The following is a 15,798-nucleotide window of genomic DNA, read 5'->3' as shown; positions in this document are numbered from 1 at the left end:
AAAGGAACAATTAATCATTCACAGAAATACCAAATTACATCTTCCAGAAAGCGCAGCACTAGCTATCTATTGCAACCAAGCTAAGCGTTAACGTTGCCTGGATTCCGGCCTCCGCCAGAATGACAAGCTCTGGCAGGCCCGCAGCACAACTACCCACGAAAGGTAAGTGACGTGTCAGGCAATCAACGCCACAATCCTGCGCGCACACTCCGGCGCCATCGTCACCCCATACCTGAAATGCCCGGTATTCAAATACAAATTCTCAATCTGCGGATGCCGTCCTATCATCGGGATGTTATGCGGCGTCCCCGGCCGTAACCCGCTCCAGTGTTTGATAATCGGCTGCCCTCGCAATGCTGGCAATATTGCCTCTGCCTTCGCCTGCATTTCCAATCGCATACTCTCTGTCACCCCGGTATCAAACCCTACATCTTCCAGGCTACTGCCCGCCAGCAAATGGCCATCAGCACGTTGCAGCATATAAAAACCATCCCGATACACAATGTGCGGCAACAGGCCTGGTTGCAACTCGTATAGCAGCATCTGCCCACGCATGGGTTTGATATCGAGCGTGAGCGCAGTCTGCTTAAGCAACTCGAAGCTCCAGGCGCCTGAAGTGACTACGTAGGTATCCGCTTGCATGGTTTCACCTTCGGTAGTTTGCCAGCCGCTGATAGGCGATTGCCCTTCTTGCAATGGCATTAAACGGGTCTGCTCACGCAACTTCACACCGTGCTTGATCAACCAGGCTTTGAGAGATTGCAATAGACGGGGATTACGGATTTGGACGACTTCGGGGATCAGCAGGTTTTCGCCTTGCTCTTCTATTACCAGACCAAATTTGCCACACCAGGCCAATGCCTGCTCACGTTCAAATGGCGGCTGGATCAGCATACCGCTCTGGATGCCTTCGGGGTCAATCCCGGTTTCTGCGAATAACTCGGCACTGACTGCAGGATAAGCCTTCGCTCCGGCCAGTGCTAATTCGTTGACCACATCCTGGTAAAACCAAGGCAACAGCGGAAAGGCGATACCCGCCCCGGCCCAGGAGGCTTCGCCCGAGGTTTGTGCAGCGATGATATTGCGTTCGACCACTGTGACCTCATGGCCTTGCTTGCGCAATTGCATGGCGGTCAAACAACCGACGATGCCGCCGCCGACGACTAATACCGAAGTGTTTGCCATAAAGATTTTTTCAGGAAAAACGCGTGTGTTTAGCCAGTGAGTTAAACAAGCGACCGAATTTAAACAAGCGGTCAACTGTACACTGTTAGCCGCCTGTTTGAAATCAGGGATGGATTAAGGTTTGCGACCGGAAATCAGATAGACTTCCATGGCGATCAGGGCGGCATTGCTGCCTAGCAGGACCAGCACGTCGCCTTCGTTCAAGACAATATCGCCTCTCGGCACAATGGGTTCTGGCATATTCGGGCGGCGCAGTTGTTTAACCTCGACCGCAAAATCTTCAAACGGGATATGATCCAGCCGCAAGCCGTGCGCGTAAAAGTTTTTATACATTTCCACCGAGTGCAATTGTGGCAATGACGCGGTAGAAGCATCTGCATCACTGACACCGCGGAAGTAACCCTTGAACATTTTGTAACGTTCTTCACGGAACAGGCGGATACGTTTAACCACCCGGTTCAACGGCACACCCAGCGTGACCAGTGCATGTGAGGCCAGCATCAGGCTACCTTCAAGAATCTCTGGCACAACCTCGTGTGCACCTGCAGCGCGCAACTCGTCCATTTCACTGTCATCGTGGGTACGCACAATCACAGGTAAATTCGGATGCCGTTCTTTAATTACATCCAGCACTTTCATGGTGCCACGCGTTTCGGCATAACTGATGATGACGGCTTTGGCACGTGCCAGGCCCGCTGCTTCCATCACTGAACGCCTGCTGGCGTCACCGTAAATCACATTCTCACCGGCGGAGGCGGCTTCCTGCACGCGGCTGGCATCCATATCCAGCGCGACATAGGGAATATTTTCTTCACGCAGGAAACGGCCCAGGTATTGTCCGCTGCGGCCATAGCCACAAATAATGACATGCCCGCTTAATTCCTGGCTGTGCTCCTGAATGGTATCCACGCCTTTGATGCTGTTACGGGTATAGCTTTTCACCAGATAACGCGCGATACGGCCGTTGTACTGAATAATAAACGGCGCTACCAGCATGGAAAGCACAGCGACCGACAAAACCAGCTGCAAGGCATCGCCATCAATCAAATGCGTTTGCAGGCCAAGGGCCAGCACCACGAAAGTGAATTCACCGGCCTGGCCGAGGATGATCCCGGTACGCACACCTACACCCATTTCAAAACCGTAAAACTTGGTCAGGACTGCGATCAGCCCCATTTTGAACAGCAGGTACAACGCAAGTAGCAGTATCACCAGCAATGCATGATCCAGGATCACCCTGACATCCAGCAGCATGCCGACACTGATGAAAAAGAGGCCGAGCAAGATATCGCGGAACGGCGCAATATCGGACTCCACCTGGTAGCGATATTTGGTTTCTGAGATCAGCATACCGGCAACAAACGCACCCAAGGCATAGGACAAACCTGCAAAATTGGTGGCTGCAGACATCAGTAAGGTCACCATCAGCACGTTCAATACAAACAGTTCACGCGAGCGTTGTTTGGCCACCAGCTCAAACCAGAAGTTGAGGATGTTTTTGCCGAATTTGAATAACAGGAATAACAGGATTGAGGATTTCAGCAACGTCAAACCGAGCACGTCCAGCCAGTTATTGCTATGTGCCCCCAGCGTCTGGATCAGGACCAGGATAGGGATCACTGCCAGGTCCTGGAACAGCAAAACGCCAATACTCAGGCGACCGTGGCGGGAATTCAGGTCCACGCGCTCCATTAGGATTTTGGACACGATGGCAGTCGAAGACATGGTCAGCGCCGCGCCGATGATGAAGGCAGTGGTCAGGCTTAATCCTGCCATCTTACCTAGCACCAGGCTGACGACCAGGGTTAGGATCACCTGCCCGCCACCCAGGCCGAACAGGGTTTTACGCATGGCGTACAGTTTGGGCAGGCTGAATTCCAGGCCTATGCTAAACATCAGGAACACAATGCCGAACTCTGCCACCTGGCGACCGGTTTCCTCATCCTGTATCAGCCCGAGCGCATGCGGACCGAGGACAATGCCTATCATGAAGTAAGCCAGAATGGCGGGCATGCCCAATATGCGGAACAAGCCGACGGCGAATACCGAACTGGTGAGCAATAAAAGTAAATGGATTAGGGAGTCAAACATGCAAAAGTTCTAAAGCAATTAAATCAAACCACGTGACGCTTTCGTTAGTGAGTGCGCGTCTCGTGGTCAATGTTCTATGATGAAACAGGATTGTGTCAGCCTGATTATGCTGCCACAAATCTTTGTTTAATGCAAAAAATGTGCCTGATATTAAAAAATCAGTAAAAAAGGCTTGTTTTACTTTCTCGCCGGGCTGGTCACTTGCTATACTTACTGCCCATGAGTATAGCAAAATCAGGTGTCAAACTTGCTGAAAGTTCTGACATCTTGGAAAAAGCGCGTCATGTGTTATTGCACGAGGCAGATGAGATCCGCCAGCTGGCAGGACGCCTGGGCGCTGCGTTCGAAGCAGCAGTGCACATGATTCTTGATTGCCGCGGCCGCGTGGTGGTGACCGGCATGGGGAAATCCGGCCATATCGGCGGAAAAATTGCGGCCACTTTTGCCAGCACAGGCACACCGGCTTTTTTTATGCATGCGGCTGAAGCCAGCCATGGTGACCTGGGCATGATTACGGCTGAAGATGTGGTCATTGCGCTTTCCAACTCGGGTGAAAGCGATGAAATCATCAATATTCTGCCTGCGATCCGCCGTTTGGGTGCACGCGTACTAAGTATTACCGGCACAGAAGACTCGACCTTATCGCGAGAATCTGAAGTGCATTTGAGTGCCGCCGTTAGTCACGAAGCCTGTCCGCTAGGCCTGGCACCAACCGCAAGCACTACTGCTGCCCTGGCATTGGGTGATGCACTGGCTTTATGTGTGCTGGAGCTGCGTGAATTTACCGCTGAGGACTTTGCCCGCTCACACCCCGGGGGTAGCCTGGGGCGCCGTTTACTGGTGAAAATCAAAGACGTGATGCGCACCGGTGACGCGATTCCCAGTGTGAAAGAAAACGCAACGGTGCAGCAGGCTATCCAGGAAATCACCAGCAAAGGCATGGGGTTCACCGCGATTGTGGATGCAGGACAACATCCGGTGGGCGTGTTTACCGATGGCGATGTACGCCGTCTGTTTGTACAAGGATTCACCGATCATCAGGCGCCAATTAGTGGCGTCATGAGCCATCAACCTAAATTGCTGGGTTTACAGCAAATGGCGGTTGAAGCAGTCAGCCTGATGGAGCAACATAAAATCAACGGTTTTCTGGCGGTGAATGAACAGCAGCAATTGGCAGGCGCATTTAATATGCACGACTTGCTGAAAGCGAAAGTGGTTTAGGCTGATCGGGATCAATATCAATGCTTAAATATCCGATTCTGCTACCGATAGGCCTGATGGTATTTTTGGCCCTGCTGACCTTCTGGATCAACCAGACGGTGCAGGAAGAAGCCTCGCGCATGACCAGTGTCAATCGTCATGCGCCGGATTACATGCTTTATAATTTTGTCAGCACGCGCACAGACGCCGGTGGCCATATTAAATATGTGCTGGCGGCCTCGCAAATGCGTCATTACCCTGACAGCGACTATACCGAACTGGACCGGCCGCGCTTTACCCAGTTTGGCGAGAATATGCCTTATACCCAGATTTATGGTCAGAAAGGCAAAATATCCGGCAATGGTAAACTGGTGGAGTTTGTGAAGCAGGTCAAAGTGGTTCGTCAGGCCACCGCTGAAAAAGGTGAAATGCAACTGAAGACGGAACAATTATTTGTTGAACCGGATACGGATATTGCTTATACGGATTTACCGGTGACTATACATCAGCAACCGGGTAGTGTGGTTACAGGCACCGGCATGCGCTTTGATAAAAAATCTGACACCATGCAATTATTTAACCGGGTGCATGTACATTATGAACGCGCACCGGTAGCAGTGAATGCCGCACCTGCAGCCAAGCCTGCGAAAACAAAAAGCACGGCCACCACCAAAAGGGCCACGCCTAAAATCAAGGCAATAATCAAGGATCGATGATTCTGGAGAGATGAGTTGAAAACGTACAAGCAATTATTTTATGTGACCTGCCTGCTACTTGGCACGCTGTTGCATTGGTCAAATACAGTCAAGGCCGAAGAGTCTGATCGTGAGCAACCGATTGAGCTGGAAGCCGACACCGTCAGCGTCAACGATGCAAAAAAAATTAGTACCTACACAGGTAACGTCATCCTCAACCAGGGCACCCTGCAGATCAAGGCGGACAAAATGATCGTCCGCGAAGATCAGGACGGCTTTCAGCATAGCACCTGTATCGGCAGCCCGAGCAGGCCGACCACCTTCAAGCAGAAGCGCACCGGTAAAAACGAATGGATGCAAGGCAGCGGCCAGCGCATTGAATACAATGGCCGTATGGATAAAGTGCAACTGTATACCGATGCCTGGGTCAAACGTGGCGAAGACATTGTCACCGGTGATTACATCAGCTACGACGCCAATGCGGAATATGCGGAAGTGATCGGTGGCACCAAAGCCAATCCTAATGGCACTGCCAACAGCCGGGTCAAGGCGATTATTCAGCCCAAGAACAAAACTACCCCTCCTGTGATTGATAACAAGGCCAATGCACAGCAAGGGCTGCGCATGAACCGTTCATTACAGCTCAGGACAGAACCGGCAGCGAGCGGCACCGCAAACGAAATCAAGAAAGATCCACAGTAAAGACTGGCAATATGCAAACAACTGCTTCACCAGACAATAGCCATTTAAGCGTCAGCCATTTAAAAAAAGCTTACCAGGGTCGCACAGTCGTCAGGAACACGACGCTGGAGCTGCATAGCGGCGAAGTGATCGGTTTACTGGGCCCGAACGGTGCAGGCAAAACCACCAGCTTTTACATGATTGTCGGCCTGGTCGCCCTTGATGACGGGCACATCACCCTGAACGGCACCGATGTCAGCCACGCCCCCATGCATGAACGCGCGCGCATGGGCCTGGCCTACCTGCCGCAGGAAGCCTCCATTTTCCGCAAGATGACAGTGACAGATAACATCCTGTCTATCCTGGAAACCCGCCCTTACACGTCAGAAGAACGTGAAGCCAAACTCGAATCATTGCTGGATCAATTGCATATACAGCACATCCGCAACAGCCAGGCGGTCAGCTTGTCCGGTGGTGAACGCCGCCGTGTGGAGATCGCCCGTTGCCTGGCGACTGACCCGAAGTTTATTTTGCTGGATGAGCCGTTTGCCGGTATCGACCCGATTGCAGTGATCGAGATCCAGAAAATCATCCGTTATTTGAGCAGCCAGAATATCGGCATCCTGATTACAGACCACAACGTTCGCGAAACGCTGGATATCTGTGACCGCGCCTACATCGTGAATGAAGGCGCAGTATTTGCCGCCGGCACGCCCGATGAAATCATCCAGAATGAAGGTGTGCGTGAAGTATATCTGGGCAAAAACTTTAGGCTGTAATCCCTTATGAAGCAAAACCTGCAATTACGCATGTCGCAAAACCTGGCACTGACGCCGCAGTTGCAGCAGTCTATCCGCCTGTTGCAGCTGTCGACGCTGGAATTGAGCCAGGAGCTGGAAGCTATCTTGCAGGAAAACCCCTTGCTCGAGATGGCCGATAATAATGAAGAAGGCGAGTTTGAAGACAATACGCCCGACGCCCCGTTAGCGGCGCAGGCTGAAGTCGAAGACGCCAGCTCCTTTGACGTCGCCATGCAGCAGCAAGATATCCCCTCACCGGCCGACACACTGCGTGAAGAATTGCGCGATGACCTCAGCGGCAATGAAGGTGAATTGCCCAACCTGAATGAAGAATTTACCCCGCCGGAATTTGAAGACGATTACGGCGAGTTTGGCAGCACCAGTAACTGGGATGAAGCAGGCCGTAACAACAATGATGATGAAGACGGTGACTTCTCCCGCCAGGATGCCACCAATATCAGCCTGCGTGACCACCTGATAGACCAGATTCAGCTGGCACATTTGTCACATCGCGATATGAGCCTGGTCAAACTGCTGCTCGACAGCATCAATGACGATGGCTACCTCGAACAGGATCTGCAGGAAGTCGTTGAGAACCTGCCGGAGGAACTGGAAGTGGATTTGCTGGAACTGGAAACGGCACTCAAGTTGATCCAGAATCTGGACCCGATAGGCATAGGTGCACGCGATTTGCGTGAATGCCTGTTGCTGCAACTGAATGCCCTGCCAGCAAGCACACCCTACCTGAAAGTCGCTATCGCCCTGGTCAAGGACCATCTGGCGCTGCTTGCCAATAAAGACTTTATTAAGCTACGCAAGCAACTTGGCTGCGATGAAGCCTCACTCAAAGGCGCGCAGCAATTGATACGCCAGCAAAATCCAAGGCCAGGCAGCGAATTTTCGAACTTTAGCCATGATCATTTTATCCAGCATGATGTGGTGGTGAAAAAGATCAAAGGTATCTGGGTAGCCACCCTGAATGATGGCGTGATCCCGAAATTGCGCATCAACCAGATGTACGCCGACATCCTCAAACGTAACAGAGATAGCTCAGGCCAGTACCTGCAAAGCCAGATGCAGGAAGCGAAATGGATGATCAAGAATATCCAGCAGCGCTTCTCGACGATTTTGCGCGTCTCGCAGGCGATTGTGGACCGTCAGCGTAACTTCTTTGAGCACGGCGACATTGCCATGCGCCCACTGGTATTACGCGAAATCGCAGAAGAGCTGGACCTACACGAAAGTACCGTTTCACGCGTCACTACCCATAAGTACATGCTCACTGCCAGGGGCGTGTATGAACTGAAATACTTCTTTGGCAGTTCGGTTGCCACAGATGCAGGCGGTTCATGCTCGGCCACGGCTATTCGCGCGCTGATCAAGCAGATGGTGGCAGAAGAGAATGAGAAAAAACCGCTGTCCGATAACCAGATTACCGACACGCTGGCGCAACAAGGCATAGTAGTTGCACGCAGGACGATTGCCAAATACCGTGAATCACTGAGTATCCCGCCTGCGAATTTGCGTAAATCGCTTTGATTTTTTAAGCATCGCCAGAATCAAAAAGGCCGCTATTCAGCGGCCTTTATTTTTAAAATAACAGCGTTTACCGAATCGTTATCCTGGCAAATTTCCGCTTACCCACCTGGGCAACCACTACGCTTTTTGCTAATTGCAGATTTTTGTCTTCCACCTTGACGCTATCCAGTTTCACCCCACCCTGCAGAATCGCACGCATCGCTTCACTGGTGCTTTCCACTAAACCAGCCTGCTTCAATAACTGGCTGATGCCTATGCTGTCACCTTCAATCGTCAATGCAATTTCAGGCACGTCATCAGGAATGCCGCCTTTGGCGCGCGTCTGGAAATCCTGTAATGCTTTTTCAGCAGCGGCCTGGCCATGGAAACGGGCAACGATTTCCTGCGCAAAACCTACCTTGATATTGCGCGGGTTTTCGCCTCCTTCAACACTGGCTTTCCATGCAGCAATGGTTTCCAGCGAAGCAAAAGACAGCAAATTGATATAACGCCACATCAGTTCATCAGAGATAGACATGATCTTGGCAAAAATACTCTCGGGCGCCTCGCTGATACCAATATAGTTGCCTAATGATTTGGACATTTTATTGACGCCATCCAGACCTTCCAGCAATGGCATCATCAACACACATTGTTGCGACTGGCCAGCCTGTTTTTGCAGCTCACGCCCCATCAGCAGGTTAAACTTCTGGTCGGTGCCGCCCAGCTCCATATCTGACTGCAATGCCACCGAATCATAGCCCTGCAACAGCGGGTACAGGAATTCGTGAATCGCAATCGGCTGGTTACCCTTGAAACGTTTGGAAAAATCATCGCGCTCCAGCATGCGCGCAACGGTATGGCTGGCAGCCAGTTTAATCATACCTGCCGCACCAAGCTCGCTTAACCATTTGGAGTTAAACACGATTTCAGTTTTGGCCGGGTCCAGTATTTTAAATACTTGCTCGGCATAGGTATCGGCGTTGATTTTGACCTGCTCGACGGTCAGCGGCGGGCGGGTGGTGCTCTTGCCCGTAGGGTCGCCTATCATGCCGGTGAAGTCACCGATCAGGAATAAAATCTGGTGCCCCAGATCCTGCAACTGACGCAATTTATTGATCAGTACGGTATGCCCTAAATGTAAATCAGGCGCGGTTGGATCAAAGCCTGCTTTAATGCGCAACGGCTTGCCGGTTTTGAGTTTTTCAATCAGCTCCTGCTCGATCAGCAACTCATCCGCACCCCGCTTGATAATAGCGAGCGCTTTTGTGATCTCTGGGCTGATCGCTTCAGGTGTGGGTTTTGCGTCTGTCATAAATACAATTCTGTCACGTTGCTTTACCTATACAGGCAATCAACATTATTGATTAAATTTAAAGCGACTATTTTAACGTAATCCGCTGCTTAACTGTAGGCATATCCCTGCGCAGTGTTACCATGTTGGCCTATGATTTCCCAGTCAACTCCCGCTACCCGTTATTTTATTGGCATCATGTCAGGTACCAGCCTGGATGGTGTGGATGCGGTGCTGGTTGCACATGCAGGCAGAGACTTTCAACAAATTAACCAGGCATTCGTGTCTTATCCACCGGCGGTCAAACAAACTTTGCTGGCATTGCATCAACCAGCCATCAATGAATTGCATGATGCAGCTGTTATGGCAAATACTTTGGCAGCGCTGTACGCAGAGGCCGTGCAAAAACTCTTGCAGCAAAGCGGATTACCCGCATCTGAAATCACGGCTATCGGCTGCCATGGACAAACCATACGCCACTGCCCCGACCTGCCGGACGGACAAGCCTATACCTTGCAAATCGGCAACCATGCGCGCCTGGCGGAGTTGACACAGATCGCTGTGATTGGAGATTTCCGTAGCCGCGATATTGCGGCAGGCGGCCAGGGTGCGCCTTTGGTACCGGCGTTTCACCAGGCCGTGTTTGCCAGCACGATTAAAAACCGCGCCATCATTAATATAGGCGGCATCGCCAACATTTCCTGGTTACCAGTGATGGGACAAGTGACCGGATTCGATTCCGGTCCCGGCAACATGTTACTGGACCAATGGACACAACTACATACCGGCCAGGCCTATGATGCGAATGGCGACTGGTCTGCCAGCGGTCAAATAAATAATGAATTATTACAAGCCATGTTAGCAGAACCCTATCTGGCTCTCGTTGCGCCTAAAAGTACAGGACGCGATTTGTTTAACCAGCAGTGGCTTACACAACATTTGCAGGCGATCGATGACCGCCCGGAAAATATTGCCCGTACCTTGCTGGAACTGACCGCGCTCAGCATCGCCGATGCCATCACGCGCTTTTGCCCTAACCTAGACGAAGCGTATGTCTGTGGCGGTGGCGCACATAATGGCTTGTTAGTGACTCGTTTATCCGCGCTGCTGGGTTGCGCTATCGAACCTACCGACCAACTGGGCGTGGAGGTAGACTGGGTAGAGGCAGTCGCTTTTGCCTGGCTGGCGCAACGCTGTGTCGATGGCTTGAGTGGTAACATGCCTGCCGTGACAGGCGCGACGGGTCCCCGCATACTTGGTGTCATTTATCCGGCATAAGAAATTTCTTTTTTAGTCTGCTTTTTCACTTATGCAGTGCAACTGCACCATGCCCAGGGTTGATACTGGTGCATGTTTTTGTGGCATTTTCCGTGTTTTCACTTCTATCTCCCGGCAAGTGCGCTTTTTTAAGAGTTGATTGCGTATAATTTAGCCTTAACCCATCTACCTATTTTGAGCATGTTATGGCAACCAAAGCGACCATTTCTTTTGATAACGATACTCCTGCCATTGAACTCCCGATCCTGAAGGGTTCGCTAGGTACTGATGTCATAGACATCCGCAGCCTCGGCAAACATGGGATTTTCACTTATGACCCCGGGTTTATGTCTACGGCGGCGTGTGATTCAGGCATTACGTTTATCGATGGCGAAGAAGGCCTGTTGTATTACCGCGGCTACCCTATCGAAACCCTGGCTGAAAATTGCGATTTCCTGGAAGTCTCGCACTTATTGCTGCATGGTGAATTGCCGAATGCCACCCAGAGTGAAGAGTTTGGGCGAGCCATACGCAAAAACAGCATGCTGCACGACCAGATGAGTAATGTATTCCGCGGTTTCAGACGTGATGCACACCCTATGGCGGTCATGATTGCGGTGGTAGGCGCGATGGCGGCGTTTTATCCGGACAATAACGATGTGACCAATCCGGAATCACGCAAGCGCGCAGCGATGCGCCTGCTGGCCAAGGTACCGACCATTGCTGCCTGGAGCTATAAATATAATATGGGCCAGCCGTTCATGTATCCGAAGAACGATTTGGGCTACGCTGAAAATTTCATGCACATGATGTTTGCCACGCCCTGTGAAGAATACGTGCCTAACCCTATCCTGGCACGTGCATTTGAGCGGATTTTGATCCTGCATGCAGATCATGAACAAAATGCTTCAACCTCGACGGTTCGCCTGGTAGGCTCAAGCGGTGCGAATCCATTTGCCTGTATTGCGGCGGGCATTGCCTCACTGTGGGGCCCTTCTCACGGTGGCGCAAATGAAGCCACGCTGATCATGCTGGAAGAGATGGGTGACATCAGCCGTATCGGCGAATTTATCAATCGCGCCAAGGATAAAACTGACAGCTTCCGCCTGATGGGATTTGGTCACCGTATCTACCGCAATATGGATCCGCGCGCCTCTATCATGCGCAAGACCTGCCACGAAGTGTTGAATGAACTGGGCTTGCAGGATGACCCGATGTTCAAGCTGGCAATGGAGCTGGAGAAAATCGCTCTTGAAGACGAATACTTCGTGTCACGCAAACTGTATCCTAACGTCGACTTTTATAGTGGTATTGTCATGCGTGCCATGGGCATCCCCAACTCCATGTTCACTGCCATTTTTGCGCTGGCACGTACGGCTGGCTGGATTTCGCAGTGGTGCGAGATGAATGCAGACCCGGAGCAAAAAATCGGGCGTCCACGACAGCTTTATGTCGGCGAAGCGCGGCGGGAATTTGTGCCACTGCATCAACGCTGATTTCAGCATTGCTGGAAAAACAAAACGCCGGAATATTCCGGCGTTTTTATTTGATGCGTAACTGGTTAAGTTGAGAAAGAACTACCGCAACCACAAGTCGTGGTGGCATTCGGGTTACGAATCACGAACTGCGAGCCTTGCAAGCTGTCGGTATAATCAATTTCCGCCCCTGCAAGATATTGCAGACTCATTGGATCAATCAACAAGATAACGCCATCTTTGTCGACTTGCGTATCGTCATCATTCACCTCTTCTTCAAAGGTGAACCCGTACTGAAAGCCCGAGCATCCGCCACCACTGACAAACACGCGCAATTTCAGATCAGGGCTGCCTTCTTCATCAATCAGCTCTTTCACTTTTTTGGCGGCATTGTCGGTAAAAACCAATGGGGTTGGCATTTCAATATCAATCATAGCTTCTGCGGTCATCATAGACTCCTGTCAATCTCTCAAAATCAATATGGCGGCGAATTCGTGTATTTCAAGTCAATTCTGGAACAGTTACTTCCGGTGGCTGTTCTCCGAGATAAATCAACTTGCCTTCAATCACCGCGCCGGTATGCATTTCCAGTGACTTGTAATACAAATCACCTACAATGCGGGCCTTGCTTTGCAATTCAATAAAGACCGAAGCTTTCACCGGTCCGCGTATCAATCCATTTAACACCACTTTAGAAGCTTCAACCGCACCGGTAATGTTGCCGTTTTCACTGATGATCAAAGTGCTGGGATGCTCTCGTTTCTCAATCACGTTACCTGCAATCTGGCCATCTACCCGCAGGCCACCGGCAAATTGCATATTGCCATGTATCTGGGTCTCGTGACCAATTAGAGTATCTATATGGCTGTCGATATGAACGCTTTTTTTGAAAAACATGGCACTTCCTAACTTTTTTTGCTGCTAACGCTGCACAAGCTCACATCATGCACGCAGTTAGCGCTTGGTTATTTTCTTGTAAAACACCAATTCTTCTTTCAGTTTGATGTTTTCATCCTGCTGCGCAGTCAGTGTTTTTGCAAGGTTATTGCTGGTTGCCAGCTCTACCTGCAACTCACGCTGCGATGCAATCAACTTTTTCTGTAATTCAAAATTTTCCGAGGTGACCTGGTTTAAGCGCTGGCGCACATGGTCACTATTATCATCATGCAGCGCCCAGTACGCCAGTGCAAAGCCCAGCAGTAAGTTAATGACTGCAAGTATGCCCTGAAAGTACCAGGGCCGGTGTGAGCGCACTGCAACTTGCTTGGCGGTTAATCCAAAATGGTTTCTGAGTCTTCTGCGTATGGGTCGTATCATTATGGCAATAATGGCAACACTTGCAAACCGGTATCTTGCGCCAGGCCAAACATGAGGTTCATATTCTGCACCGCCTGGCCTGAAGCACCTTTCACCAGGTTATCTTGCACCACAACGATTGTGACATAATCATTTGCCTGTGGATACAAAGCCATCCGCAAAACATTGGAGCCACGAACCGAGCGTGTTTCCGGTAAGGCACCTGCAGGCATCACATCAACAAAATAATCGTGCTGGTAACGTTGCTCATATACTTGTTGCAGTGACTGTTTACTGCCTTCAGCGTTCAACTTTACGTGCAAAGTGGTCAGCATACCGCGAATCATGGGAATCAGATGAGGTACAAAGATTAAATTGACCGCATCATTCCCGGAGAGTTTCTTCAATTGCGCCAGAATTTCAGGATGATGCCGGTGCCCGGCAACGCCATAGGCTTTGAGATTATCGCTTGCTTCTGAGAACAGGGTGCTGACTTCAGCTTTTCTGCCTGCGCCGGATACGCCGGATTTGGCATCCGCAATAATCGGCACGCTATAATCAATCCAGCCATTCTCCAACAGCGGTGCCAGCCCTAGCAATACGGTGGTTGGATAACAGCCAGGATTGCCTATCACTTGTGCCTGCGCTACCTGTTCGCCATACAGTTCTGTCAGACCATACACAGCCTGTTGCAAAATATCAGTACAGCTATGCGGCAGTTTGTACCATTTTTCAAACTCCACCGCGTCTTGCAGGCGGAAGTCTGCCGCCAGATCAATGACTTTCACACCGGCCGCCACTAACGCAGGTGCCTGGCTCATGGCGACGCCATGCGGCGTGGCAAAAAATACCACGTCACATTGTGTCAAATCGATGGTGGCAGGATCGCTGAATGCCAGATCGACCACACCACGCAAGCTGGGAAACATGTCAGCGACCGGCAACCCGGCTTCGCCGCGCGAAGTAATGACTTGCAATTGCACCTGCGGATGCCGTGCCAGTAACCGTAACAATTCGACACCGGTATATCCGGTACCACCGACTATGCCAACTTTAATTTTTTCCATAGACTTCAACCAGGCTCGCGATTAATCCAGATACTTGCGATTTATTGAGAAAAGGTAAAACAATAAATGAAAAAGGCCGCCAATGCGACCTTTTTGCACAACTCTCTTTGTAACAAACGTGAAATTAACGTTTGGAGAACTGCTTCCGGCGACGCGCTTTGCGCAGGCCAACTTTTTTACGTTCAACTTCACGTGCATCACGGGTAACGAAACCAGCGTGAGACAGGGCGCTCTTCAAAGCGGTATCGTAGTCGATCAATGCACGGGTAATACCGTGACGCACTGCACCAGCCTGACCGGATTCACCACCACCATGCACGTTGACCAAGATGTCAAAAGTACCGGTGTTATTAGTTAATTCCAGTGGTTGACGCAAAATCATGCGAGATGTCTCGCGTGAGAAATAAACGTCAACTGGCTTGTCGTTTACTACGATGTTGCCACTACCGGACTTCAGGAACACACGTGCCACGGAGCTTTTGCGGCGGCCTGTGCCATAGTTGTATTTACCGATCATGCTTTATCCTAATCGTCTAATATTAGATGGTTAATGTTTGCGGTTGCTGAGCAATGTGCTCATGCTTGTCACCAGCATACACTTTCATTTTCTTGATCATGGCATAGCCCAAAGGGCCTTTTGGTAACATGCCTTTAACCGCTTTCTCCAGCGCGCGACCTGGGAAACGGTCCTGCATTTTGGAGAATGTCGTGGTTGTGATACCACCTGGGTAACCGGAGTGACGGTGATACAACTTGCCACCAGCCTTGTTACCAGTTACTTTAATTTTGTCCGCATTCACGACAACGATGTAGTCACCAGTGTCTACGTGAGGTGTGTAAATAGCTTTATGCTTACCGCGCAGGCGATGGGCAATAGCACTGGCCAGACGACCCAAGACTAAATCTGTGGCGTCGATCACGAACCAATCACGTTGAACTTCATGCGATTTTGCTGAAAATGTTTTCATTTTATAACTACCGAGTTATAGCGTGTAAATTAAGAGGGCGGATTATAAGCCAGCTTGAGAAAGCTTGTCAACGAATTAATCCGAAAAAGAATCGTTGGAACTGAACAGATCACAATCCGCAGGACAAATAGCAGCCCATGCCTGTTTTGGTCTTGTCAAATATGCAAATTATTCGAAAAAACTTTAAATTCTGGCGTTTTCCCTTTGATTTTTAGGGACTTTCTTCAACCAAGTGTTATATTAGGCCATTCATTAAGTTTCTGTGCAAGCT

General features: G+C 50.5%; 16 protein-coding genes. 7 read left to right on the top strand and 9 right to left on the bottom strand.

The genetic code is table 11. The features are described 5' to 3' along the window. Nucleotides 1-174: 174 nt before the first annotated feature. Nucleotides 175-1,185 carry an NAD(P)/FAD-dependent oxidoreductase gene (locus ACFQ2T_RS10350; protein WP_379034115.1) on the bottom strand — a complete coding sequence of 337 codons (1,011 nt, stop codon included), beginning with the start codon at nt 1,183-1,185 and terminating at the stop codon, nt 175-177. A gap of 114 nt (nt 1,186-1,299) precedes the next feature. After that, entirely contained in the window at nt 1,300-3,276 is a 1,977-nt protein-coding gene (locus ACFQ2T_RS10345) for a cation:proton antiporter (RefSeq protein WP_379034113.1), read from the bottom strand. A gap of 219 nt (nt 3,277-3,495) precedes the next feature. On the opposite strand from ACFQ2T_RS10345, the gene ACFQ2T_RS10340 reads away from it, so the two are divergent. Genes ACFQ2T_RS10340 through ACFQ2T_RS10320 form a run of 5 tightly spaced genes read left to right on the top strand, consistent with a single transcriptional unit; the run spans nt 3,496 to nt 8,191 of the window. Beyond that, complete coding sequence (locus ACFQ2T_RS10340) at nt 3,496-4,497, top strand: KpsF/GutQ family sugar-phosphate isomerase (protein WP_379034111.1); 1,002 nt, start codon at nt 3,496-3,498, stop codon at nt 4,495-4,497. Nucleotides 4,498-4,517: 20 nt separating this feature from the next. After that, a complete protein-coding gene (gene lptC / locus ACFQ2T_RS10335) occupies nt 4,518-5,192 on the top strand; it encodes an LPS export ABC transporter periplasmic protein LptC (RefSeq protein ID WP_379034109.1) in 675 nt (224 codons plus the stop codon). 15 nt (nt 5,193-5,207) lie between these two features. Beyond that, nucleotides 5,208-5,873, top strand: coding sequence for a lipopolysaccharide transport periplasmic protein LptA (gene lptA, locus ACFQ2T_RS10330; RefSeq protein WP_379034107.1), 666 nt, complete (start codon nt 5,208-5,210; stop codon nt 5,871-5,873). Between the two features lie 11 nt (nt 5,874-5,884). Then, nucleotides 5,885-6,631, top strand: coding sequence for an LPS export ABC transporter ATP-binding protein (gene lptB, locus ACFQ2T_RS10325; protein ID WP_379034105.1), 747 nt, complete (start codon nt 5,885-5,887; stop codon nt 6,629-6,631). Nucleotides 6,632-6,637: 6 nt separating this feature from the next. Further along, entirely contained in the window at nt 6,638-8,191 is a 1,554-nt protein-coding gene (locus ACFQ2T_RS10320) for an RNA polymerase factor sigma-54 (protein WP_379034103.1), read from the top strand. Between the two features lie 67 nt (nt 8,192-8,258). On the opposite strand, the gene tyrS is transcribed toward ACFQ2T_RS10320, so the two are convergent. Then, the gene (gene tyrS / locus ACFQ2T_RS10315; RefSeq protein WP_379034101.1) at nt 8,259-9,485 is read right to left on the bottom strand and encodes a tyrosine--tRNA ligase; all 1,227 of its coding nucleotides are present in this window, start codon (nt 9,483-9,485) and stop codon (nt 8,259-8,261) included. 132 nt (nt 9,486-9,617) lie between these two features. Here tyrS and ACFQ2T_RS10310 point away from each other — a divergent pair, with 132 nt between their 5' ends. Continuing rightward, nucleotides 9,618-10,742: an anhydro-N-acetylmuramic acid kinase gene (locus ACFQ2T_RS10310; RefSeq protein WP_379034099.1), complete on the top strand. Its 1,125-nt coding sequence runs from the start codon at nt 9,618-9,620 to the stop codon at nt 10,740-10,742. 185 nt (nt 10,743-10,927) lie between these two features. Then, nucleotides 10,928-12,217, top strand: coding sequence for a citrate synthase (gene gltA / locus ACFQ2T_RS10305; protein ID WP_379034097.1), 1,290 nt, complete (start codon nt 10,928-10,930; stop codon nt 12,215-12,217). A gap of 65 nt (nt 12,218-12,282) precedes the next feature. On the opposite strand, the gene erpA is transcribed toward gltA, so the two are convergent. The 6 genes from erpA to rplM form a co-directional block, all read right to left on the bottom strand. Further along, nucleotides 12,283-12,645 (bottom strand): iron-sulfur cluster insertion protein ErpA, encoded by a 363-nt coding sequence (gene erpA, locus ACFQ2T_RS10300; protein WP_379034095.1) that lies wholly within the window; start codon nt 12,643-12,645, stop codon nt 12,283-12,285. Between the two features lie 52 nt (nt 12,646-12,697). Further along, nucleotides 12,698-13,093, bottom strand: a complete 396-nt coding sequence (locus tag ACFQ2T_RS10295; protein WP_379034093.1) for a bactofilin family protein — start codon at nt 13,091-13,093, stop codon at nt 12,698-12,700. 57 nt (nt 13,094-13,150) lie between these two features. Then, the gene (locus tag ACFQ2T_RS10290; RefSeq protein WP_379034091.1) at nt 13,151-13,450 is read right to left on the bottom strand and encodes a hypothetical protein; all 300 of its coding nucleotides are present in this window, start codon (nt 13,448-13,450) and stop codon (nt 13,151-13,153) included. Between the two features lie 62 nt (nt 13,451-13,512). Next, nucleotides 13,513-14,559, bottom strand: a complete 1,047-nt coding sequence (argC, locus tag ACFQ2T_RS10285) for an N-acetyl-gamma-glutamyl-phosphate reductase (protein ID WP_379034089.1) — start codon at nt 14,557-14,559, stop codon at nt 13,513-13,515. 124 nt (nt 14,560-14,683) lie between these two features. After that, a complete protein-coding gene (gene rpsI / locus ACFQ2T_RS10280) occupies nt 14,684-15,076 on the bottom strand; it encodes a 30S ribosomal protein S9 (RefSeq protein WP_379034087.1) in 393 nt (130 codons plus the stop codon). Nucleotides 15,077-15,098: 22 nt separating this feature from the next. Continuing rightward, the gene (gene rplM / locus ACFQ2T_RS10275) at nt 15,099-15,527 is read right to left on the bottom strand and encodes a 50S ribosomal protein L13 (RefSeq protein WP_055828872.1); all 429 of its coding nucleotides are present in this window, start codon (nt 15,525-15,527) and stop codon (nt 15,099-15,101) included. Nucleotides 15,528-15,798: the final 271 nt, after the last annotated feature.

Origin of the sequence: Methylophilus flavus, assembly GCF_042678905.1 — a bacterium.
GTDB lineage: Bacteria > Pseudomonadota > Gammaproteobacteria > Burkholderiales > Methylophilaceae > Methylophilus > Methylophilus flavus.
This window is presented reverse-complemented; position numbering and strand designations above follow the sequence as displayed.